The following is a 21,621-nucleotide window of genomic DNA, read 5'->3' on the forward strand; positions in this document are numbered from 1 at the left end:
TCTACATGTCGACACGTCGACCTGTCGCCTGCGCCGCCATGCCGCGCACATCGACCCGCGCCTTCAGCCTTGCGCCCAAGAGCGCCGTGCCGCTGATCTTGCGCTGGACGAACAGGGTTTCGACATGCGGCACGTGCCACGTCGCGCGGTCGGCGGCGAGGGCCTTGGCCTCCTCGCGCACCACCGGCACGAAGGCGCGGTCGCCGAAGTCGAACGGGCCGGGTCGCGCCATCGCCTCGTCGATCGCGGCGATGATCCGGTCGACGGCGGCGCGGTGGGCGCGGACCGCCGCTTCGCCGAGAAAGCCGGTTTCGACCGCCACGTCGCGGATGGTGTCGCGGTCATGCGCCAGGCCGGCGGCGATCAGGCGACGGTACGCGTCGGCGGTGTCGGGCGGTACGGGCCGGGTCGCGCCGAAATCGAGCAGGACGACGCGCCCGCTATCCGCCTGCCAGCGATAATTGGCGAAATTGGGGTCGGTCTGCATCTCGGCGAACTCGAACAGCTCGCGCAGCACGAGGTCGATCAGCGCGGTCATCGCCGCGTCGCGCGTGGCCTGTGGCGCGGTCGCCAGCCCCTCGATCGGCGTGCCGTCGATATAGTCCATGGCGAGGATGCGGGTGGTGGTCAGCGCCTCGACCGGGCGGGGCACGGCATAGCGCGGGTCGCCGTCGAGCCGGTCGGCATAGCGGCGCATCGCATCGGCTTCGCGCGCGTAATCGGCTTCGTCGGCGAGCTGGCGCTTGGCCTCGGCGAGCAGGGGTTTCAGGTCCAGCTCGCGCGGCAACAGGTTGGAGACGCGCAGCAGCGTGGCGACATTGTCGACGTCCGCGTCGATGCTTTCACGGACGCCGGGATATTGCACCTTGATCGCGAGGCGGCGGCCATCGGCCAGCTCGGCGCGATGAACCTGCCCGATCGAGGCGGCGGCGATCGGGCGCGCGTCGAACTTGGCGAGCTTGGTCCGCCAGTCCGGCCCCCATTCGGCGATCAGCAGCCGGTCGAGCTGGGCCGGGGGCATGGTCTGCCCCTGATTGCGCAATTGTGCGAGGATGGTGGCCAGTTCGGGCGGGAGCAGGTCGCCTGCATCCATCGAGATCATCTGCCCGAGCTTCATGGCGGCTCCGCGCAGGTGCGACAGCCGGTCGGCCATGCGCTTGGCATTGGCGGGGGTGAGGATCAGGTCGCCCATGCGCGGCCGCTCCCCGCTGGCGATCCGCCGCGCCCCCTCGGCCAGCATCCCGCCCGCGATCCCGCCGGCGAGACGCCCGAAACCGGACAGGCGCGACAAACGGCCGCTGGGCACGGCGCGGCCGGGGCGAAGGGGTTCGTCGGTCATGGGAGTGGAGCGAGCGGGCGGGGCGGTGGTTCCCATGGGTGCCCGAAGGGGTGGGGGACGTGCGACAGGGCACCAGATCCATTTTCCCGGAAACGTCGCCCCAGCGAAGGCTGGGGCCTCGTGCGGCTTCTGCGGTGCGCCATCAAAGGGAGATCCCAGCCTTCGCTGGGATGACGTTGTGGTCAGCAAGGCTGGATCAGATTCCGGAATCGATCAACACTCGACCGGCAAGGTAAGTGGTATAGCGAGTAAAAGGCATTTGATTTTCCCGGTCCGATCCGAGGTGGTGGCGTAAGAGGCGATTATGGTCCGTCGATCCGACCCAGACCTACACTGACAGTGAGCCTGTTCTGATGGAAGGAAACGCGACCATGGCTATCCGCCCGATCCGCAACGATGCCGATCATGAAGATGCGCTGCGCGAGATCGAGGCGCTGTGGGGTGCCGAGGAAGGGACCGAGGCGGGCGACCGGCTCGACGTGCTGGTAACGTTGGTCGAAACCTATGAGCGCCGGCGCTGGCCGATCGAGCGACTGGATCCGGTGCGCGCGATCGAGGCGGCGATGGAGATGAACGGCTATACCCGTGCTCAGCTGGCCGCCTTGATCGGGCAATCGCGGGCGAGTGAAATCCTGAACCGTCGACGGCCGCTGACCCTGCCGATGATCCGGGCGATTTCGGAGGCGTGGCATGTTCCGGCCGGGGTGCTGGTACAGGAATATGCACTGACCGGGCGGTGACTGGGTTATCCCTTTTGCGGCACGATCGCGCCCCGAAAGGGATAACCGTCTCCCGTCAGAACGACGCCGACACCGTGACCCCATAGGTGCGCGGGTCGCCGAGCTGGCCGACGATCAGGCCGGTATTGCCCGACTGGGTCGCCAGCAGCTCGTAATAATTCTCGTCGAAGGCGTTGCGCAGCCACAGGAACGCGTTCCACCCCTTGTCCGCACGGTAGCCGAGGCGGAAATTGGTGATGCTGTACCCGTCGATATAGGTGTAGGCCGAGGGCGACGGGTTGGACGAGAAGCGCGAGCGATAGCTGCCGTCGAAACCGAGATAGGCATTGCCGTCGGTCGTGCCGAGCTTCGCCGGCAGGCTATATTCCGCCCCGTACGAGAACGCCCATTTCGAGATGCCGGGCAGGCGTTGTCCCGATACGTCGCACGCGGTCGGGCTGATCCCGCCGGGGGTGCCCGGCGCGCTGGGGCTCTGGCCCGCCGCCGCCGCCGTGCCGCCGGCCAGTTCGGGCGGGCAGGGGGCGTCGGTGAAGCGGACGTACTTCGCATCGGTGTACGCCGCGTTGGCGTAGAGGTTCAGCCGCTCGGTCGGGCGGAAGGCGGTGTCGAGTTCGATGCCGCGCGTGCGCACCGCCTCGGCATTGGCGAGATAGCCGCGCAGCACGCCGAGCTGCCCGTTGGTCACCGTCGCCTGATAATCGCTAATGTTGGTCCAGAAGGCGGCGAGGTTGGCGGTGATGCGCCGGTCGAGCCACTGGGTCTTCACGCCGACTTCGTAATGGTTGACCCGTTCGGGCTTTACCTGCGCGGCGGCGAGGATCGGGTTGTTGTTGCCGTCCAAGGGCAGGCCCGACAGGTTGATGCCGCCCGATTTATAGCTGCGGGCATAGGTCGCGTACGCATGGACGTCGCGCGCGACATCATAGGCGAGGGTGACGTCGCCCGACACGTTCCAGTCGTCGAAATCGGGGCGATAGCTTTGCGGGGCGAGCACGCCGCACCGGTCGCGGGTGACGCTGCTGGCGGCCTGCGATGCCGCCGAACAGTTGAGTAGCGCGCCGGTGCCGGTGGTGACGACCGACACGTAATCGCCGGTCTTCTTGTCATAATTCACCCGCACGCCCGGCGCGATCGACAGCGCGTCGGTCAGGTGCCAGGTCAGCTTGCCGAACACCGCCGCGCTGGTGTTGGCAAAGCCGATGGTGTTGCGCGAGGTCAGGCCGTTCAGCACCGCCGGGTTGCCGGCATTGGCGCCAGTCGGATTGAGCAGGAAGCGCGACGCGGCCGGCCCCTGCACCTGCAACCCCTGCGTATCGATCGTCTGGTGGAAATAGAACAGGCCGGCGACGTAATCGATCGCGCGCTTGCCGTTCGACGCGATGCGCAGTTCCTGGCTCCACTGGCGCTGCTGCGACGGATTGGCCGACACGGTGGTGATCGGCAGGCCGATGAAATCGCGGTCGTTCGACGGGTCCCAGTTCCAGAAGCGCCACGCGCTGACCGAGGTCAGCGTCGCCGCGCCCAGATCGAGATTGCCGACCAGCGAGACGCCGCCCAGCTCCTGTCGCGCGCGAAGCGGGGTGTCGAGGTCGGTCAGCCGGTCGAACGCGTCGGTCGAGGGCGGGCGATAGCCGAAGGCGGCGGCCAGCGCGGCATATTGGCGGGCGAGCGGCCGCTGCGTCGTGCCGGTGCGGACATAGATCTGCGCGCAGCAATCGGGGTTCTGGTGGCCGTAATCGCCGTACAGGGTGATATCGAGGTTCGCGGCCGGCTTCCACAGCAGCTGCCCGCGCACGCTCTGGTTATCCTGCGCATTGGCATAGCCGCCGAGCGCGGTGTTGCGGATCGTACCGCGCCGCGAGGTGACCGAGGCGGAGATGCGCGCGGCCAGCGTATCGCCGACGAGCGGGCCGGAGGCCGACGCCTTGGCCTGGATGAAGTCGTAATTGCCGGTGGTCAGTTCGACGCGCGCTTCGGGGGTGAAGCTGGGTTTGCGCGTGGTGATGTTGATCGCGCCGGCCGTGGTGTTCTTGCCGTAGAGCGTCCCCTGCGGCCCGCGCAGGATCTCGATGCGTTCGGTGTCGGTGAAGTCGAACGTCGCCGAGGCGATGCGGCTGTAATAGACGCCGTCGACATAGATGCCGACGCCCTGTTCGATGCCGTCATTGGTGAGGCCGAAGGGCGCGCCGAGGCCGCGGATATTGGCGGCGCTGTTGCGCGGGTTGGTCGAATAGAATTGCAGCGTCGGCTGCAGCTGGGTCAGGCGGTTGACGTTGTACGCGCCGGTATCGGCCAGGGTCGTGCCGCCGATCACCGACATGGCGATCGGCACCTGCTGCACCGTTTCGGCGCGGCGGCGGGCGGTGACGACGATCTCTCCGGTATCGGCGGGGGCGAGGCGGCCGGTGTCGGTGCGGGTTTCTTCCTCCGGCACCTGCACGACCGGTTCGGGCGGCGGCGAGGCTTGCGCTGCGACCTGCGCCAATATCAGCGCCAACGACAATGCCATGCGTAATCTCCCTGTCCTTTGATGGGAGAATGGCGCAGGCGTATAAGTCCAGCAATAGCGTAGGAATTTAGTGCGCCCTAGTTTGGCTTGTAGCCGACCCCGATCCGGCGGGGGGCGCGCGCCCGCCGGGCAAGCAGTGCGCGGACATGGGCCAGCGCGGCGCCATCGTCGGCAAAGGCGCGCACCAGCCTTTGCCCCGCACGCCCGATCCGGCCCCATTGCGTCTCGACGAGCAGCATCCCGAACAAGTCGCGATAGACGACCACGCGCCAGCGCCGGGCGATCCCCCGTGCGGGGTCGCGGGCGGTCAGCTCGATCGGCAGGAAGGGCAGCTCCATGGGCACAATATCGCGCGGGCGCGCGGGCTTGTCCTGCGGATTGTTTGAATCAGCGGGGGGACTTCGATCGAGCGAATGAATCACGACGCAGCCGTGCCGCGTGGAGCAGGTCGACGGTGCGGCCATGCCCGCGCCATCCCGCGCGCACCATCTGCCCGACCCGCTTGCCATGGACCAGCAGCGGCAGCGCCAGCAGCGCTACGGGAAAGAAGGCGAGGGTCAGCGCCGATCCGTCGAGCGCCGCCGCCATGGCGCAGGACAGGCCGAACAGCGCCAGCCCGGCCGCCTTCCAGCGCAGGTCGCGCCGGGTCATGCGTGCTGCTCCATGTCGGCGATCAGCAGCGTTGCCGCCGCCCTCAGCACCGCCGCCATGCCGGTGGCGTCGACGGGCCGCGCGCCCGGCCAGAGCAGCAGGTCGGCGGGGGCCTCCGCCTCCTGCGTGAGCGCCGTGCGCATATCGGCCATGTCGAACGAAAGCCCGATGGCGGGATCGTGCAGCCGTGCGGCGGCGGCGCGGGCGCGGCCGATCAGCGCCGGCGACCCGTCGATGCCGCGCCCCTCGATCGCGGTGAAGCCAAGCGCCCGGGCATGGCGTCCGACCTCGATCAGCAGCGTGCCGCAGGCGCAATCGGCATCGACGATCCGCACCGCATGGCGATGGGCGTCGCGCAGGCCCTGCAATGCGGCGACGATCTGTGGCCAGCGCGGATCGGCGCGCACGCTGCGGCGGACGGGTACCGGACGCGCGCGCATGGCGGGCGGGGCGGGGGCGATGCGGGCGGCGGTCCTCATGCCGCCACCCGCTCGCCATCGCTCAGCGGCGCGAAGGACACGCACGGGACCAACGGCGCGGTCGCCATGCACAGACAGGCATGGTGCATCCGGCATTCGCCGCGGGCATAGCCGATCGCGGCATCGCGCGACACGAACCGCCCTTCGAGGCGGTGGCGGCTGTCCTGCACCAGCCAGTGGCCGGCGGCGTCCTGTCCGACATAGATGGTCGCCGGTTCGTCAGGCTCCGGGATGGGGTCGCTTGCCATGGAAATCGTCTCTTGCGGTCGGACGTCGTGCGTCCGCCCCGTCCAGCTATGCCCCGCCGCATTGGGTTTCGAGAGCGATTCCAGACAATTGCATAGCGCGCGCATAGTGCGGCGCGGCGATTATGCCGCCGCTATGCGAAAGGCGGAAATCGCTCTCGTCTTGCTATGCCGCGCCCGATAGCTGGTGTGCCACGTTGCAAGAGGAGACGTGGCATGGAGCGATGGCGAACCCGCCGGGCCGACCGGGCCTTGCGGCTGTCGGGGCTAATGTTGCTGGCGGTGGCGGGGGTGGCGTTGCGCTGGCTGACTGCGCTGCATGTGCCGCCGCAATCGGCGGGGTTGTTCGCCTATGGGCTGGGCGCGGTCGGCTATATGGCGGCGAGCAGCGGCGCTGCGCTGGTGATGCTGGGGCGGCACCTGTTCGACGAGGTGGCGGTCAGTCTGCGCTGGAGGCGGCATCGGGGATAGCGGGTTCTCGACGGACGCTTCTCGACAGGCTCGAAGCTGCTCGAACCGAACGGGGCGGGGGACCTCACCCCATTCGTCACCCCAGCGCAGGCTGGGGTATCCCTGTGGTACGCGCGCCGTGTCCCAATGGGGAGATCCCAGCCTGCGCTGGGATGACGTTCGCGGCGAGGGGGGCATCTCTTGCATCCCCCACCCGTCATTCCGGCGAAGGCCGGAATCCATGGATGGGGTAACGTCGCGTTTCGATCGTGAACACCCGACACAATGGATTCCGGCCTTCGCCGGAATGACGGGGGAGTAGAAAACCGCGCACCCCCGCGCAGGCGGGGGTCCAGAGCGGCGGGGCGCAACGCCTGCGACCTTGGACCCCCGCCTGCGCGGGGGTACGCCAGCGCTGTTCTACCGCCCCTTCAGCGCCGCCGCCTCGCCCGCGGCATCCAGCGGGTCGCCCGCCGCCATTGCCTGTGCCTGTTCCAGCACCGCCGCCATCGGCGATCCGGCCTGGGCATAGGCGGTGGTGGTCGCTTGCCCCCCGCCCTGCAGCGCCTGCACCCGCCATGGCCCGCCATTGCCGGCACAGGCGATGCCGCCGGTCGTACCGGTCTCGAAGGTGCGGCACAGCGCGCCGGCGCGGTCGCGGAAGGTGATGCCGATCCTGACCGGCGCGTCCGCTCCCTGCGTCGAGGCAAGCTGCATGTCGAGCGCGCGGGCGAGCTTCCCTTGCGCGACCGCCGTCCCGCCTTCGAAGCCCAGCTCGCCGCCCGACCGTGGCACCAGCTGCCCGAGCAGCAGCCCGGCGACGAGGCTGGCGGCGACAGCGCCCCACCAGCGTTGCGGTTTCGGCGCGGGCTTGCGCGTCGGGAAGGCGACGACGTTATCGGTACGCGCGAACAGCGCCTCGACCCCGGCGGGCATCGGTTGTGCGTCGAGGGCCGCGAAACCGCCGCGCAGCCGGGCGGTCAGCGCACGGTGGCGCTCGACCTCTGCGGCAAGCGACGGATCGTCGGCCATCGCCCGTTCGACCCGCTTCGCGCTGATCGGGTCCAGCTCGCCATCGGCATAGGCGGCGAGCGTTTCGGGGTCGATCGTCATGCCGCTTCTCCCAGATGGCCGAGCAGTGCCTCCCGCCCGCGCACCAGGCGCGAGGTGAGCGTGCCCATCGGCACGTCGAGGATCTCCGCCGCCTCGCGATAGGCAAAGCCCTCCACCATCACCAGCGCGATCACCTCGCGCTGTTCCGGCGGCAGCTTGGCCATCGCCCGGCCGATATTGTGCATTTCCACGGTCATTTCCTGTTCGCCCTGCCGTCCCACGGTATCGCCTTCGTCCGGTGCCACGAAGGTTTCGCGCCGCCTTGCCTGTGCCCGGACCGTGTCGATCCACAAATTGCGCAGGATGCGGATCGCCCAGGCATCTAGCCTGGTGCCCGCCTGCCATTGATCCCGCCGCGTCAGCGCACGTTCGACCGCCGCCTGCAACAGGTCGTCGGCATCGGCGGGGTTGCGGGCGAGCGCATGGGCGACACGCCGCAACCGGGGCAGATGCGACAGCAATTCGTCTTCGAAGCGCAAAACGGTCCTTTCCGGGCTTCAGGGATGAAACGGATGGCGTCGCCCGTTTCATCCGGCATGACGATGGAAAATCATAGAGCCGATCGGATACGGTTTTGGGGCGGTCGCCGGGAAGGGAAAGAAGTGTTGGGTTCACGCGAAGGCGCGGAGACGCGGAGGGGTTGCGTCCGTGGCAACCTCCTGCGATCGGGAGACGACATCCTTCGCGGACCGCATGAGCGGAGGCCGCTGGCGCGGACGGGCTTTCCTGTCGCGCACCCCCTTCGCGTCTCCGCGCCTTCGCGTGAACCCGTTTTCCTTCCGGCTACCCGTCATGCCGGCGTATCGATGCGAGCGACAAGCGATGCAGGGGGCGAAGCGTGATGGCCGGCACCAGATTCCTGCGCTGGGCCGCGCTCGCGCTGGCGCTGCCGACGGCGGCATCGGCGCAGCTGCTGCCCGCCGCACCGCAGCTGCCGCAGCTGCCCGGACGGGTGGGGGAGGCGGTCGGCGGGATCGCCGGCGCGTTGCCGATCGACGATGCGGTGAGCGATGCACGCCTGCTGGTGCGGCAATCGATCGCGCGTGCCCGCGACCTCGCCCGCCGCTTTCCCGACCGGATCGAGCTGGACCGCGACAACAACCCCGTCCGCGCGGGCGAGGTGACGCTGGCCGATCCCGATCCGGCGCTGCTGGCGCTGGCGGCCCGCGCCGGCTTTTCGGTGATCGAGAGCGAGCGGTACGACGATCTCGGCATCGGTTTCGCCCAGTTGCGCGCGCCGGCCGGCCTGTCGGCGGTGGAGGCGGCGCGGGTGCTGGGCCGGATCGTCGGCGGCGACCGGGTGACGCTCGATCCGCTGTACAGTGCGAGCGGGGTGGGGGTGGCCATGCCCGACCCTGCCATGGCCATCACCAACGCCTTGGTGGTGGGGCGAGCCGTTCCCTCTCCCACTCGTACCCCGGCGAAGGCCGGGGTCCAGCTGGGGGACGTCGGCACTCTATCGAAAGGCCTTCCCAACTGGGCCCCGGCCTTCGCCGGGGTACGGGGCGTGGGTCGCTTCGCCCCCGGTGCCGGCCCCAAGCGGATCGGCATCATCGACGGCGGGGTGGGCGGGGGGACGCCGGGGCTGGCCGCGCAACAGGGTTTTGCGAGCGGCGCCCCGCGCGCCAGCGACCATGGCATGGCGGTGGCGTCGCTGCTGACCGGCGGCGGCGGTATCCGCGCGAGCGCGCCCGGCGCGGCGCTGCACGTCGCCGATGTCTATGGCAGCGATCCGGCGGGCGGCAGCGCCAGCGCACTCGCCCGCGCGCTGGCGTGGATGGTGCAGGCGAAGGTGCCGGTGGTCGTCATGAGCCTCGCCGGACCCGACAATGCCCTGCTCGGCCGCTTCGTCGCGGCGGCGCGGGCGCGGGGAACGGTGGTGGTCGCGGCGGTCGGCAATAACGGCCCCGCCGCCCCGCCGGCCTATCCCGCCAGCTACCCCCAGGCGATCGCCGTCACGGGGGTCGACGGGCGGGGCCGCGTGCTGGTCGAGGCCGGGCGCGCCCGCCACCTCGACTATGCCGCACCAGGCGCGGACATGCTGGCGCTGAACGCCGCCGGACAGGCGCGCGGCGTGCGCGGCACGTCGTTCGCCGCCCCGCTGGTCGCCGCGCGGCTGTCGGCGGTGTGGGTGGGCGATGCGGCGGCGGCGATCAAGGCGCTCGACCGCGAGGCGAAGCGCGGCACCGGCCGCACCGGGCGCGGCGTGCTGTGCGGGGCGTGCCGGACCACGCGGTAGGGGGAGGCCCGTCCTGGTAGCGTCCGGGTGAGGCGGCGCCCCCCACGGAACGTCCGAAACGCCCCGTACCCCAGGCACGGTATGTGATGCGCCGCCCCGGCGCACGGCTACCGCCGATGCGCAATACCTGCCACCGACCCCTCCTGACACGTTCTGGACGCACCCGGTTATGGGCCGGGCGGACGATGTGGGACGACAAGCGACCGGCCGATACCCGAACCCGAAGCGAGGTTCGATAGCGATCCTTGCCGGTATCGGCTCCTGTCCGATCCGCCCGTCGAAAAAAATCGCACCCGCCGGGATTAAACCGCAAACGGCACCCGTTCTCCTTCACGAAGCGCTCCTCGCGGCGCACGGACAAAGGAGAACAGCCATGAAGACCATGTTCCTGATGGGTGCGGCCCTTGCCGCCGCGATCGCGACCCCCGCCTCGGCGCAGCTGCTGGGCGGCGGTGGCGGCGGCGGGCTGACCGGCGGGCTGGGCGGGAGCCTCAGCGGCGGGATCGGCGGCGCGACTGGCGGGACCCTCGACCGCGGGCTCGGCTCGACCGTCGAGCGGGTGCGCGACCGTGCCGACACCACCGCCCGCACCGCGCGGCGCGGCGGCGGCGAGGTGACCACCGAGCGTCAGGTCGACCGGCGCAGCGGCCGGGTGCGCGGCGGCGGATCGGCGCGCGGTAACGGCGCGGTCGACGGTACTGCCCAGACGCTGGGCGGCACGCTCGGCGGATCGGGCAGCGGCTCGGGCAGCGCCAGCGGCAGCGTCGATGCGCAGCTGATCGGCACCGATGCGGTGCGCGACACCGCCGGCGCGGCGCGCGACCGGGTGCAGCGCGGCGTCGCCACCACCCGCGACCGGGCGGCCGGTACGGTGGGCAATGCCCGTGACCGGGCAACCGGTGCGGTCGGCCGGGTCCGTAACGGTGCCGGCAACGTGACCGGTGCAGCCAGCGGCAGCGCTTCGGGCCGTGCGAACGGCGCGATCGGCAACGGCTCGGCCTCGGGCAGCGGCTCGGGCGAAGGCTCGCTGTCGCTGATCGGCAGCGGCGCGATCCCCGCGCTCAACCCCGGCCAGACCGTCCGCGACGCCCGTGGCGAAGCGATCGGCCGCGTCCAGTCGGTCCGCCGCAACGCCGCCGGCCGGGTGGAATCGGTGACGATGGCGGTCGGCCGCCGCGTGGCGACGATCCCCGCCGACAATTTCAGCGTCGAAGGCGGCGTGCTGGTGTCGGCGATGGGCGAGGGCCAGGTGAAGCGCGCCGCGAAGGATCAGGCGGAGTAACGCACTCCGTCCTGAACAGGGACGCCGGTCACGGGAGGGAGCCCGTGGCCGGCGTTTTTTTGCGGATCGCGCTGAATGACAATACTTTGTCGGTAACGTTATCCGATGCCGCCCTTTGTCCCCGCAGCTACGGAAACATCACCCGGCAAGCCGGATTCGCTGGAGGATGTCGTTCGACATGTCCACGGTCAGGACAGAATCTTTCGCAACGATGCGACCACATGATCGACCTGTGCGTCGCTCATATGGGGACCGATCGGCAGGCTCAGCACCTCCCCGGCCACCTGTTCGGCGACAGGGGCGCTGTGGGCGACCATATCGGCATAGGCAGGTTGCTGGAGGGGAGCGATCGGATAATGGATGATCGTCTCAACGCCTTCCGCCAGCAATTGTTCGCGTAGCCAGTCGCGACGCGGATGGCGGATCACGAACAAATGCCACACCGGCGCATGTCCCGCAGGTACCGTCGGCAGCACGATATCGAGATCGGAAAGGCGATCCAGATAGGTCGCGGCCACTTGTTGCCGCCGCGCATTCCACGCGTCGATGACTGGCAGCTTGGCGTGCAGCAACGCCGCCTGGAGTTCGTCGAGACGGGTATTATACCCGATGAGTTCGTGGTGGTATTTCTGCCGCGAACCATAGTTGCGGATCACGCGGGCACGTTCCGCCAGTTCGTCGTCATTGGTGACGATGGCACCGCCGTCGCCCAACGCGCCCAGATTCTTTCCCGGATAGAAGCTGTACCCGGCCCCGTCGCCGAACTGTCCGGCTATAGTGCCGTTCAGTCGCGCGCCGACCGCCTGTGCGGCATCCTCGAATACCCGCAATCCGTGATTGCGTGCGATGTCCATGATCGCATCCATCTGCGCCAGCTGGCCATAGAGATGGACCGGCATGATCGCCTTGGTACGGGACGTGATGGCCCGTTCGATCCGTGCGGGATCCAGATTATAGGTTGCCGGATCGATCTCGACCGGAACGGGCGTCGCGCCGGTATGGCTGACGGCATACCAGGTCGCGATGAAGGTATGGCTGGGAACGATGACTTCGTCGCCTTCGCCAATGCCGGCGGCGCGCAGCTGGATGCTGAGCGCGTCCAGCCCGTTGCCTACCCCGATGCAATGCTTGGTGCCGCAATATTGCGCGAAGGCCGCCTCGAACGCGGTCACTTCGGGACCGGTGATGAAATAGGCGCTGTCGACGACCCGGTGCCATGCGGCGTCCAGGACGCCGCGCAGTTCCACATGGGCGGCCGCGATGTCGAGAAAAGGAACCTTCACTGGTTCTGCCCCTTGCGAAATGCCTCGAACGAGGGAAGGTCGCGAATATATTCCTTCGCGTTGTAGGAATGCGACGCGAGCACGACGATGCAGCTGTCCGCGACGAATTCGCGCAGTTCGATCCATACCGTGGGCGGTACGATCAACCCCTGATCGGGGCGGTCGAGGCGAATGCTCTTCTCGTGCGTGCCGTCATAGATCCAGACGGTCAGCGCGCCCGACGGACAGACGATGAATTCGTGCGTTTCCAGATTGGCATGTTCGCCACGCGTCGTGCCCCCCGGAACGGCAAAGGTCGTGAACACGCGTTGCGGAACGAACGGCATGTCCGTGCCGCACTCTATCGGCACCAACGACCCCCGGTCGTCGCTGAACTGCTTCAACGGGAGGATCGTGCAATCCTCGATCGAATACCACTGCTTGTCGTTCACGGATCAGGTTCCTGTGCGATACGGATGATGTGCGCTGACGGCTCTGCCACAGGATAGGCCCTGTGGCATATTCCTCAGGCGACCGCATCCTTGTCGAGTGTGCGAAGGATACGTGCGGGATTCCCGGCAACCAACGTATCCGGCGGCACGTCGCGCGTCACGACCGCCCCGGCCGCTACCATCGCCCGCGCACCGATGGTCAGTCCGGGCAGGATCGTGGCGTTGGCGCCGATGCTGGCGCCTGCCTCGACATGGGTTTCCAGCGGAATGAAGTCCGGATTGCGCGACCGTGGCATCAGGTCGTTGGTGAAGGTCGCATTGGGACCGACAAAGACGTCATCGGCCAGTCGGACGCCATCCCACAATTGTACGCCGCTCTTGATGGTCACGCGATCGCCGACGCGAACGTCGTTCTCGATGAACACATGGTCGCAGATGTTGCAGTCGGTCCCGATCCGTGCGCCCGGCAGGATATGGACAAAGGCCCAGATGCGGGTGCGTTCGCCGATCCCGTCGGATTCGACCAGCGCATGCGTGTGCACAAGGGGGCGGCCGTCATGCATGGAACAGTTCCCGTTTCTTCGTGAACATCCCCATGGCCGACATCATCAGCGATGCCGACAGGGTCGCGGCGGCCAGGACCAGCAGCCGGTATCGCCCGACCTTGGTGCGGCGGGCGATCCCGACCAGCAGCCGCGCAGCGGTGTGGCTGACCGCGCCGGCATGATGGGGCATGGCAACCAGGATGATGGCACAGGTCAGCAGGTGATCGAGCAACAGGCGCCGGGTAGCGGCGTTCTCGCTCGTCACGTTGCGCGCGTGCCGGCGATAGCGACCGAGGATTGCGTCGATATAGACGATCCGTCCGCCGGTGCGCAGGCATTGGACCCAGTACAGCCAGTCCGATGCTACGGGAATGCGCTGATCATAGCCGTCCGGCGCCTGATCGCGACGCACCATGGTCGCGCTGCCGCCATTAAACGTCCCGTAACGGATCGCCGTGCCGATATCGCCTTCGCGCGGCCGGTTAAGTTCGGAAAACCGCCGCAATGTCTGGCCGGTTTCGGAATCGAACACGTCTAGGTCGTGATAGCAAAGCGCGATGTCGTTGTCGCTTTCCATCACCGCGACTTGCCGTGCGATCTTGTCGGGCGCCATGATGTCGTCCCCGCCCAGCCACGCGATATATTTGCCCGTGCAGCCGCGATGGGCGGCGGTGGAGTTGGCGGTCACGCCCGCATTGCGTTCGGCGAATACCGGCACGATCATGCCCGGATGGGCGTCGATATACCGGCGAACAATCTCTCGCGTCCGGTCGGTCGACCCATCGTCGGCGACGACGATCTCGATCGGCCGATACGTCTGGGCCAGAATGGAATCGAGACAGGCCTCGATATATTCTTCCTGATTGTAGACGATCACGGCCACGCTGACGAGCGGCGGCGATTGCTCCATGGCGCGGGTCATCTCAATAACCGCTTTGCTGGAGCGCGATCGGCGGCGGTGGATTTGCCGTCACCTTCAATTCGACCATTCCGTCCGCGGTTTGCCGCCGGATGATATCGTCCGCACCGTTGAGCGCGTCGTCCGGCGATACCGCACGGGCACCGACGATCGACAGGCCGTCGACGACGGGCAACTGATATTCCGGGAAAGTGAATGCGCGGATGTGGCGAAGAACCTCGACGGTCGTTTGGTCGAAATCGATGAACTTCTTCGAAAAATCCAGATCGCGCCGCTTATAGGTAGATCCGCCGTCGGGATCCTGCGCGGTCGCGCTATAGTCTCCGCTCAGCAGCCGGGGCAGATAGTCGCGGGACAGTTCATAGCCCAGCGACATGCAGGTGAAGTACAGATCGCGTGCCGTCTTTTCACCCATCGGGAACGAGCGTTGAGCGATGATGTCGCCGGTGTCCACCCCGGGATCGATCACGTGGAGCGTCACACCATGTTCCACCTCGCCGTTCAGGATCGGCCAGATCGCGGTGTTGCAACCGCGATATTTCGGCAGCAGCGAAAAGTGCAGGTTGAACAGGCGCGCCGTGGGATGGAACCGATCGGGTCTGATGATGCGATCATATTCCACCGACAGGAAGACGAGGTCGGTCTGTGTATAGAGGTCTTCGAGCGATACCACGGGCACGTTCAACCGCTGCGCAGCGGCGAACAGTGACGGTTGCCAGCCTTCATACCCCTTGTCGACGGCGGTCGGCAGGCACAGGAGCGTGACGTCGGGAAGCGCGGTCGCCGCTTCGAGGACGTCGACCGCAATCTGGTTCTTGCCTGCAATGCACAGCTTCGTAGCCAACGCTAGTTCGCCTTTTTCTTTGAACGGAAGACGCGACGAAGCGCTGCGCCGGTGGTTTGCGAGATCATCGACAATCGCGGTTTCAGGGCGAATGCGGCGAGCAGCATCTTGCCGCCCATCAGGTAGCGGCCATCGACCAGAAGATACTGGGCCTGCGAATACATGATGTTCGACAGCGATTCCGCCCGGAAATCATCGGGGATCGCCGTTGCGGCGATGTCGATCCGCGCGGGGAACATGTCCCAATAGCGGCGGAAAGAGTTGCTGCCATGTTGCCGGTAGAGGAACATCGGTTCGTTGATGAAACCGACGTCATAATCTTCGAGCAGGCGGATCAGGATGATCCAGTCGTCGGACTTGTACCGGGTGCGATAGGAGAAAAGATCGAGGATCGCGGTGCGCAGGAACAGTCCGGACTGAAACAGCGGTGCCTGGACGTCGTTGACATAGGCATAGTCGCGCATCGTGCCCTCGCGGAAGCGACGGGCAACGGGTTCGAGATCAATGGCCTCGGTCCTGCCATCGTCCCATAGTTTCAGGCCGTTCGCATAGACACCGTCCTTGCCGGTCTGCTCGAGATAGGCGACCTGCTTGCGCAACTTGCCAGGCAACAGCGCATCGTCCGATGCCAGCATCGTGGTGTATTTGCCGGTACCCGTCCGGTAACCTTCCATGAGGGTCGGATTAAGTCCGCTATTCTGTTCATGCTGGACGTAGCGGAAGCCGAGTTCGCGCTGCAGCGCGGCGATGGTTTCCTGGCTGCCGTCGGTCGAACAATCGTCGATGACGATCAGTTCGATATCAGGATAGTCCTGGTCGAGCACCGATCGGATCGCCTGTTCGATATAACCGGCGTGGTTGTACGACGGCATGACAATGGTGACTCGCGGCGTGGCGGAGGAAGAGACTGGGTTCATTGCGCCTCGCTCCATCGGCGGTTCGTCCGATGCATCAATATCAGATTGGTCGTGAAAGGGATCATGTAGATTCCGATGACCGTCGCCCAGGCGGCACCGATCGCGCCGAACCGGGGGATGAGAAACAGGTTCAGCAGGCAGTTGCCGACCCCGGTCGCCAGGGTCAGGAAGGACGACGCCAGGAATCGCCCCTGCACGATCCACTGCAGCCCCATCATCGTATTCAGCGTGGCGGCGATCGATCCCAGGCAGAATATCTGCAGAATGGGGCCGGACTGGCTAAAGGCGGGCGTCGCGACCAGCGGGACGATCCAGTTGGCCAGTAGCGCCACGACGATGGCGACCAGTCCCATCAGCCCCATGATGATCCCGATCATGCGCCTATGTTCCCGCCAGAAGGCGGGTGGTTCGAGCACGGTCAGGCGACCGTTCAGCACCAGCAGCGCGGCTTGCGGTACGATGAGCAGCGCCATGAAGATCTGGCTGGCGAACTGGAAGATACCGGCTTCGGCGGCACCGCGGAAATATTGAATCATCAGGATGTCGGCACTGCTGAACAGTAGGACGCCGATCGCGTTGAGGTGCAGCTTCGCACCATTGGAGACGAGCCGGCCGATCGCCGGAAGCGAGGTGCGGACATTGCCCGCCCGTCGCAGGAGAATGCCCATCCCCGCCATGGCGACGATCGCCTGCCCGACCAGGGTCGCGACCAGAAAGCCGTGAATGCCCCAACCAAAGGCAAGGATGGTCGCCGCCAGCAGGATCAGCGTGACCGAACGGCCCACCAGCTGGTTGATATTGTAGACCTTCAACCGCCCGACCATGGTCAGCAGCGCACTGTTATACTGCTCCCAGATCAAGAAGGGGAGGCCGGCGAAGGCAAGTAGCGCAAGGGTGAAGTCGGCTGTGCCGAAGATCGTTTCGCCATCGAGCAGCCATAACAGCGCGACGACGATCCAGCCCAGGCCGGTCGCCGCCAGAGTCATGACCAGCAATGCGCCGACCGCTTCGCCCAGCCAGGTCAGGTCGCGATCTACGCTGGCACGATGCAGGCAGGCCTGACCAAGGCTGAGATAGCCGACCGATGCGAACAGATTGGCCCAAGTCACCAGAACCACTGCGGCACCGCGTCCTTCGGGACCCAGCCACCGCGCAGTCAGGACCAGCGCGATCATCGACACCGCGACGGAATAGACGCGTGCGCCACTCGTTACGAAAACGGCTTTTAACACGACGTCATCCGTATCGACGCGTTAGCGTCGATCCTCGATCAGGCGCAGCAGATATTGTCCGTAGCCGGTCTTGCCCAGCGCTTCGCCAGACCGGCGTACCGCATCATGGTCCAGCCACCCGGCGCGGAAGGCGATTTCCTCGAGACAGGCGATCTTGAAGCCCTGTCGTTTTTCGACCGTCTGCACGAAATGCGACGCTTCGATCAGGCTGTCATGGGTGCCGGTATCCAGCCAGGCAAAGCCACGGCCGAGAATCTCGACGTACAGGTCGCCACGTTCCAGATAGACTTGGTTGACCGTGGTGATCTCCAGTTCACCCCGCGCGGACGGCTTGATCGACCGCGCGACGTCGACGACGTCGCCATCGTAGAAGTACAGGCCGGTGACGGCCCAGTTGGATTGCGGCGCGGCAGGCTTTTCCTCGATCGACCGCGCACGCATGTCCTGGTCGAACGCAACGACCCCGAAGCGTTCGGGATCATGTACTTCATAGGCAAAGACGGTGGCGCCGCTGGGCCGTGCCGCCGCACTGACCAGCTTGGGCGTGAAGCCCTGGCCGAAGAACATATTGTCCCCCAGCACTAGCGCGACCGGTTCGCCCGCCAGGAACGGCTCGGCGATCAGGAATGCTTCGGCGATACCGTTGGGCTTGTCCTGGGTCGCGAAGCTCAGCGACAGCCCATATTGCGACCCGTCTCCCAGCAGCCGCTGAAAGGACGGGGCATCCTCCGGCGTGGTGATGACCAGGATTTCGCGGATCCCCGCCAGCATCAGCACGGACAAGGGATAATAGATCATCGGCTTGTCGTAGATCGGCAGCAACTGCTTCGATTGCGCAAGCGTGATGGGGTGGAGGCGGCTGCCGGTCCCGCCGGCCAGGACGATGCCCTTCATTGTGCGGCTCCCGCGGCGAACGTGCCGAGGCGCTGGCCGTCGTAACCGCCATCCTTGACCCGTCGGCACCAGTCGAGATTGTCGAGATACCAGCGGACCGTTTCCCGCAGCCCTTGTTCGAAGGTGCGGGCCGGCGTCCAATGCAACTCGGCGGCAAGCTTGCGATCGTCGATCGCGTAACGACGGTCGTGCCCCGGACGATCGGTCACATGCACGATCAGATCGGTATAATGAGCCACGCCCGCCGGCTTGTCGGGATGTTCGTCCTCGAGGATCCGGCACAGGCTGTGGACGACGTCGATGTTCCGGCGCTCGCTGCGCCCGCCGACATTGTACGTCTCGCCCGGAACGCCGTTTTCCAGCACGGTGATGAGGGCATCGGCATGGTCGTCGACGTGCAGCCAGTCGCGGACCTGGCCGCCATCGCCATAAACCGGCAGCGACTTTCCGGAGATCGCGTTCAGGATGATCAGCGGAATGAGCTTTTCCGGGAATTGCCGCGGGCCATAATTGTTCGAACAGTTCGTAACCAGCGCCGGCAGCCCATAAGTGCGCTGCCATGCGCGCACGAAATGGTCCGATGCTGCCTTGGAAGCGGAATAAGGGCTGCTCGGATGATAGGGCGTGGTTTCGGTGAACGCCGGATCGTCGACGTCCAGATCGCCATATACCTCATCGGTCGAGATGTGATGGAACCGGAAGCGGCTCGCGCGATCGGCGGGCAACTGTCGCCAATGCGACAGGGCCGCCTGCAACAGCGTGAAGGTACCGACGACGTTGGTCTGCAGGAAGTCGCCCGGACCATCGATCGACCGGTCGACATGCGATTCCGCCGCAAGATGCATGATGGCATCGATATCGTGATCCGACAGAATATTGCGGACTGTTTCGAGGTCGCAGATATCGGCCTGGATAAAATGATATCGCGGATGATCGATCGCGCCGACCGCCGGATCGGCAGCATAGGTCAGCTTGTCGATGTTGACGACATGGTGATCGCTGGCGTTCAATAGGCGTTGTACGAGGTTGGAGCCGATAAAGCCGGCCCCGCCGGTAACCAAAATACGCATTCGCCCTCCGCAGACGTTCGAAACGTCAGTTCCCGACCGTGTCGCCCTAGTCAGTCGAGGGAACGACCGCAACCCCTTCGCAGTCGCGGCCTTTCCGGGACAGGGTAATATGCAGTGGTGCGATCATTTCGTACGGATGACGTGTGACAATCTTTCGAGATAGGCGTCGATCACGATCTTTTCGTCGAAGTCGCGCTCTGCTTTCCTGCGACTTTTCTGTCCCATGACGCTACGTTCCTCGGCGCTTAGCGCAAGGTAGCGTGTCATTGCCTCGACCAGCGAGGCGCTGTCGCGCGGTTGGCAGATATAGCCGTTCACGCCATTTTCCACGACATCGCGGCATCCGGGCATGTCGGTCGTGACGATCGGCTTGCCCATGGCGGCTGCTTCGAGCAGCGATCGCGGCGTACCTTCAGGATAATAGCTCGGCAGAACGACGCAATCGGCGGTGGTGAGGGCGGGGCGGACGTCGCTTACGGCGTTCAGTAGTTCAATCTGGCCCTCGGACCGCCACCGTTCCAGCGTGTCCGCGTCGACGCCGCCGGGGGAATAGTCGCGGATGCCGAGAATCTGGCAGACCACGGAGGTGCCATGAACCCGGCGCAATTCCTGTGCGGCAGCTACGAATTCGGCGACCCCCTTTGCCCAAAGCAGTCGCGTCACTAGAAGAAATACCGTCCGGCCATCGGACACCCGTTCCTGCGGCGCGAAGCGCGTCAGGTCCACGCCTGAACCCGGTAACAGCCGGGCACATCCCGGATCGACGATCCTTTCCGACAAGAAGCGTTGCCGGTCGTCCGGGTTCTGAAAGAAGACGCAGTCCGCCCCCCGCAACCCTGTCGAATACAGGCGACGGACCAGATGGTTGAGCATCCCCCGGTGCAGGAACGCGGTGCCCAGACCGGCGATATTGGCGATCCGCGGAATGTTCAGCAGGCGACATGCAAGGCCGCCATAGACGTTCGGCTTGATCGTAAAGCCGAGATAAGCCTGCGGCCGGACCCGCCGCAGGATGCGCAGATAGGATAGCAGCAGTCGTGCGTCCTCAGCCGGCGACATGCCGCGACCGTTCATCGTGATCGGTTCGAATTCGACGCCTAGCGCTGCGAGTTCGCTCTCGCGGCCATCGGGGGGCGCGAGAGCCACTACCCGGTATCCGCCCGCGACTAGACCTTGTAGCAGCGACCTGCGGAAATTGACGAGGTTCCATGCGGCATTCACGGAAATGACGATGGTTGGTCTGGTCATGGGCGGCTTAAGCACGTCAAGGTGCCGGGCTGTCAAGCTTGCCACTCCCCTGACCTGACGGTATTCGCACGATCACCGCAAGGTTTGCGGATGGAGGTTTCTTGTTTCCCTACTGGCTTATATTTTCGATTTTTGCCGTAGGAAGCATCGGCAAATTAAGAAGGAACGCGACTGCGCTGCCGCCGTTGTTCCTGGTTGCCATGGTATTCTTGGTGATGTTCATCGGGCTTCGGTACGAAGTAGGCGGTGACTGGAAGCCATATCTGTTAATGTACGACATGGTCCGTGATGCGGACTGGTCGGATGTACTTGCTCAGAACGATCCAGCCTACATGCTGCTGAATCGTTTCAGCGGCACGTTCAATGGCGAGATGTGGCCGGTAAACCTGGTTTGTGGTGCGTTGTTTTGCTGGGGACTGGCAAAGTTCGCCAACGATCAGCCCAATCCATGGCTGGCAGTGCTGATCGCGATACCGTATATGGTGATCGTGGTCGCGATGGGATATACGCGACAAGGCGTGGCGATCGGTCTGATGCTGGCAGCGATCCCGGCATTCCAGCGCGGCAGATACGTCACCTTCTTCTTCTACATCATCTTCGCAGCGATGTTTCACAAGACGGTGGTCGCGGCGATTCCCCTGATCGCCTTGTCCACAGTGCGGCATCGGTTCCTGATCTGGGCGACCGCCGGCGCCATGGGCAGCGCCATCTTCCTCGTGTTCATCAGCACCTTCTTGGATGCGATGGTCGACAACTACGTCAACCATGAGATGAATTCGGACGGTGCCGGCATCCGCGTCGCCATGATCGCCATTCCCGCATTCATCTACATGCTGGCGCAGAACCGGTTCGTCATCAACGAACAGGAACGGGTGTTGTGGCGCAATTTTGCGATTGCTTCTCTGCTGATGGTGGTGGGTCTAGCCGTGAGTTCGTCGTCGACGATCATCGACCGCGTTTCGCTGTACCTGATGCCGCTGCAGATCGTGGTATTGTCCCGGCTGCCCCTGGCATTTCCGCGGAACGGCAGGCAGAACGGCCTCCTGATAGGTACGGTCATCGTCTATTCGGCGTTCATTCAGTTCGTATGGCTCAATTTCGCGTCCCACGCGGAATATTGGGTTCCGTACTACACCTATTTCACCAAGAACTGATGCGCGGCTGCACGGAGTTGCCAGTTGGTACCGAAAC

23 protein-coding genes are annotated in these 21,621 nt (G+C 65.7%); 5 read left to right on the top strand and 18 right to left on the bottom strand.

All coding sequences use genetic code 11. The features are described 5' to 3' along the window. Position 1: 1 nt before the first annotated feature. Positions 2-1,339, bottom strand: a complete 1,338-nt coding sequence (locus MF609_RS18685) for an ABC1 kinase family protein (RefSeq protein WP_242417589.1) — start codon at positions 1,337-1,339, stop codon at positions 2-4. Positions 1,340-1,710: 371 nt separating this feature from the next. On the opposite strand from MF609_RS18685, the gene MF609_RS18690 reads away from it, so the two are divergent. Next, positions 1,711-2,079, top strand: coding sequence for a helix-turn-helix domain-containing protein (locus tag MF609_RS18690; protein ID WP_242417590.1), 369 nt, complete (start codon positions 1,711-1,713; stop codon positions 2,077-2,079). Between the two features lie 55 nt (positions 2,080-2,134). Here the strand turns inward: MF609_RS18690 and MF609_RS18695 are convergent, their stop codons facing one another. The 5 genes from MF609_RS18695 to MF609_RS18715 form a co-directional block, all read right to left on the bottom strand. Further along, positions 2,135-4,588, bottom strand: coding sequence for a TonB-dependent receptor (locus tag MF609_RS18695; protein ID WP_242417591.1), 2,454 nt, complete (start codon positions 4,586-4,588; stop codon positions 2,135-2,137). A gap of 77 nt (positions 4,589-4,665) precedes the next feature. Then, on the bottom strand, positions 4,666-4,926 hold the full coding sequence (locus tag MF609_RS18700; RefSeq protein ID WP_242417592.1) for a WGR domain-containing protein: 261 nt from the start codon (positions 4,924-4,926) through the stop codon (positions 4,666-4,668). Between the two features lie 49 nt (positions 4,927-4,975). After that, positions 4,976-5,239, bottom strand: a complete 264-nt coding sequence (locus tag MF609_RS18705; RefSeq protein WP_242417593.1) for a hypothetical protein — start codon at positions 5,237-5,239, stop codon at positions 4,976-4,978. After that, positions 5,236-5,718, bottom strand: a complete 483-nt coding sequence (locus tag MF609_RS18710; RefSeq protein WP_242417594.1) for an SAM-dependent methyltransferase — start codon at positions 5,716-5,718, stop codon at positions 5,236-5,238. The genes MF609_RS18705 and MF609_RS18710 overlap by 4 nt, the downstream gene beginning before the upstream one ends. Next, positions 5,715-5,966 carry a hypothetical protein gene (locus MF609_RS18715; protein ID WP_242417595.1) on the bottom strand — a complete coding sequence of 84 codons (252 nt, stop codon included), beginning with the start codon at positions 5,964-5,966 and terminating at the stop codon, positions 5,715-5,717. The genes MF609_RS18710 and MF609_RS18715 overlap by 4 nt, the downstream gene beginning before the upstream one ends. Before the next feature lie 213 nt (positions 5,967-6,179). On the opposite strand from MF609_RS18715, the gene MF609_RS18720 reads away from it, so the two are divergent. Beyond that, complete coding sequence (locus tag MF609_RS18720) at positions 6,180-6,434, top strand: hypothetical protein (protein WP_242417596.1); 255 nt, start codon at positions 6,180-6,182, stop codon at positions 6,432-6,434. A gap of 399 nt (positions 6,435-6,833) precedes the next feature. Here the strand turns inward: MF609_RS18720 and MF609_RS18725 are convergent, their stop codons facing one another. Further along, a complete protein-coding gene (locus MF609_RS18725; protein WP_242417597.1) occupies positions 6,834-7,526 on the bottom strand; it encodes an anti-sigma factor family protein in 693 nt (230 codons plus the stop codon). Then, the gene (locus tag MF609_RS18730) at positions 7,523-8,005 is read right to left on the bottom strand and encodes a sigma-70 family RNA polymerase sigma factor (RefSeq protein WP_242417598.1); all 483 of its coding nucleotides are present in this window, start codon (positions 8,003-8,005) and stop codon (positions 7,523-7,525) included. Before MF609_RS18730 ends, MF609_RS18725 begins: the two co-directional genes overlap by 4 nt. A 362-nt stretch (positions 8,006-8,367) precedes the next feature. Here MF609_RS18730 and MF609_RS18735 point away from each other — a divergent pair, with 362 nt between their 5' ends. Both MF609_RS18735 and MF609_RS18740 read left to right on the top strand, forming a co-directional pair. Next, complete coding sequence (locus MF609_RS18735) at positions 8,368-9,765, top strand: S8 family serine peptidase (protein WP_242417599.1); 1,398 nt, start codon at positions 8,368-8,370, stop codon at positions 9,763-9,765. A gap of 373 nt (positions 9,766-10,138) precedes the next feature. Continuing rightward, positions 10,139-11,047, top strand: a complete 909-nt coding sequence (locus tag MF609_RS18740) for a hypothetical protein (protein WP_242417600.1) — start codon at positions 10,139-10,141, stop codon at positions 11,045-11,047. Between the two features lie 188 nt (positions 11,048-11,235). Here MF609_RS18740 and MF609_RS18745 read toward each other — a convergent pair whose 3' ends face one another. The 10 genes from MF609_RS18745 to MF609_RS18795 form a co-directional block, all read right to left on the bottom strand. Continuing rightward, entirely contained in the window at positions 11,236-12,330 is a 1,095-nt protein-coding gene (locus MF609_RS18745) for a DegT/DnrJ/EryC1/StrS family aminotransferase (RefSeq protein WP_242417601.1), read from the bottom strand. Continuing rightward, a complete protein-coding gene (locus MF609_RS18750) occupies positions 12,327-12,761 on the bottom strand; it encodes a sugar 3,4-ketoisomerase (protein ID WP_242417602.1) in 435 nt (144 codons plus the stop codon). The genes MF609_RS18745 and MF609_RS18750 overlap by 4 nt, the downstream gene beginning before the upstream one ends. A 74-nt stretch (positions 12,762-12,835) precedes the next feature. Further along, positions 12,836-13,303, bottom strand: a complete 468-nt coding sequence (locus MF609_RS19925; protein WP_336945264.1) for an acyltransferase — start codon at positions 13,301-13,303, stop codon at positions 12,836-12,838. 13 nt (positions 13,304-13,316) lie between these two features. Then, a complete protein-coding gene (locus MF609_RS18765; protein WP_242417603.1) occupies positions 13,317-14,228 on the bottom strand; it encodes a glycosyltransferase in 912 nt (303 codons plus the stop codon). Between the two features lies 1 nt (position 14,229). Continuing rightward, positions 14,230-15,069, bottom strand: coding sequence for a formyl transferase (locus MF609_RS18770; RefSeq protein WP_242417604.1), 840 nt, complete (start codon positions 15,067-15,069; stop codon positions 14,230-14,232). A 2-nt stretch (positions 15,070-15,071) separates the two neighbouring features. After that, entirely contained in the window at positions 15,072-15,986 is a 915-nt protein-coding gene (locus MF609_RS18775) for a glycosyltransferase family 2 protein (protein WP_242417605.1), read from the bottom strand. Beyond that, a complete protein-coding gene (locus tag MF609_RS20000; RefSeq protein ID WP_242417606.1) occupies positions 15,983-17,218 on the bottom strand; it encodes an oligosaccharide flippase family protein in 1,236 nt (411 codons plus the stop codon). The genes MF609_RS18775 and MF609_RS20000 overlap by 4 nt, the downstream gene beginning before the upstream one ends. A 21-nt stretch (positions 17,219-17,239) precedes the next feature. Then, complete coding sequence (rfbA, locus tag MF609_RS18785; protein WP_242417607.1) at positions 17,240-18,112, bottom strand: glucose-1-phosphate thymidylyltransferase RfbA; 873 nt, start codon at positions 18,110-18,112, stop codon at positions 17,240-17,242. Beyond that, entirely contained in the window at positions 18,109-19,182 is a 1,074-nt protein-coding gene (rfbB, locus tag MF609_RS18790) for a dTDP-glucose 4,6-dehydratase (RefSeq protein WP_242417608.1), read from the bottom strand. Before rfbB ends, rfbA begins: the two co-directional genes overlap by 4 nt. Before the next feature lie 123 nt (positions 19,183-19,305). Next, positions 19,306-20,430 (bottom strand): glycosyltransferase family 4 protein, encoded by a 1,125-nt coding sequence (locus MF609_RS18795; RefSeq protein ID WP_242417609.1) that lies wholly within the window; start codon positions 20,428-20,430, stop codon positions 19,306-19,308. Positions 20,431-20,531: 101 nt separating this feature from the next. On the opposite strand from MF609_RS18795, the gene MF609_RS18800 reads away from it, so the two are divergent. Then, complete coding sequence (locus MF609_RS18800; RefSeq protein ID WP_242417610.1) at positions 20,532-21,584, top strand: EpsG family protein; 1,053 nt, start codon at positions 20,532-20,534, stop codon at positions 21,582-21,584. The last annotated feature ends 37 nt before the right edge of the window (positions 21,585-21,621 follow it).

It is taken from the genome of Sphingomonas panni, assembly GCF_022664435.1.
Taxonomy (GTDB): Bacteria; Pseudomonadota; Alphaproteobacteria; order Sphingomonadales; family Sphingomonadaceae; genus Sphingomonas; species Sphingomonas panni.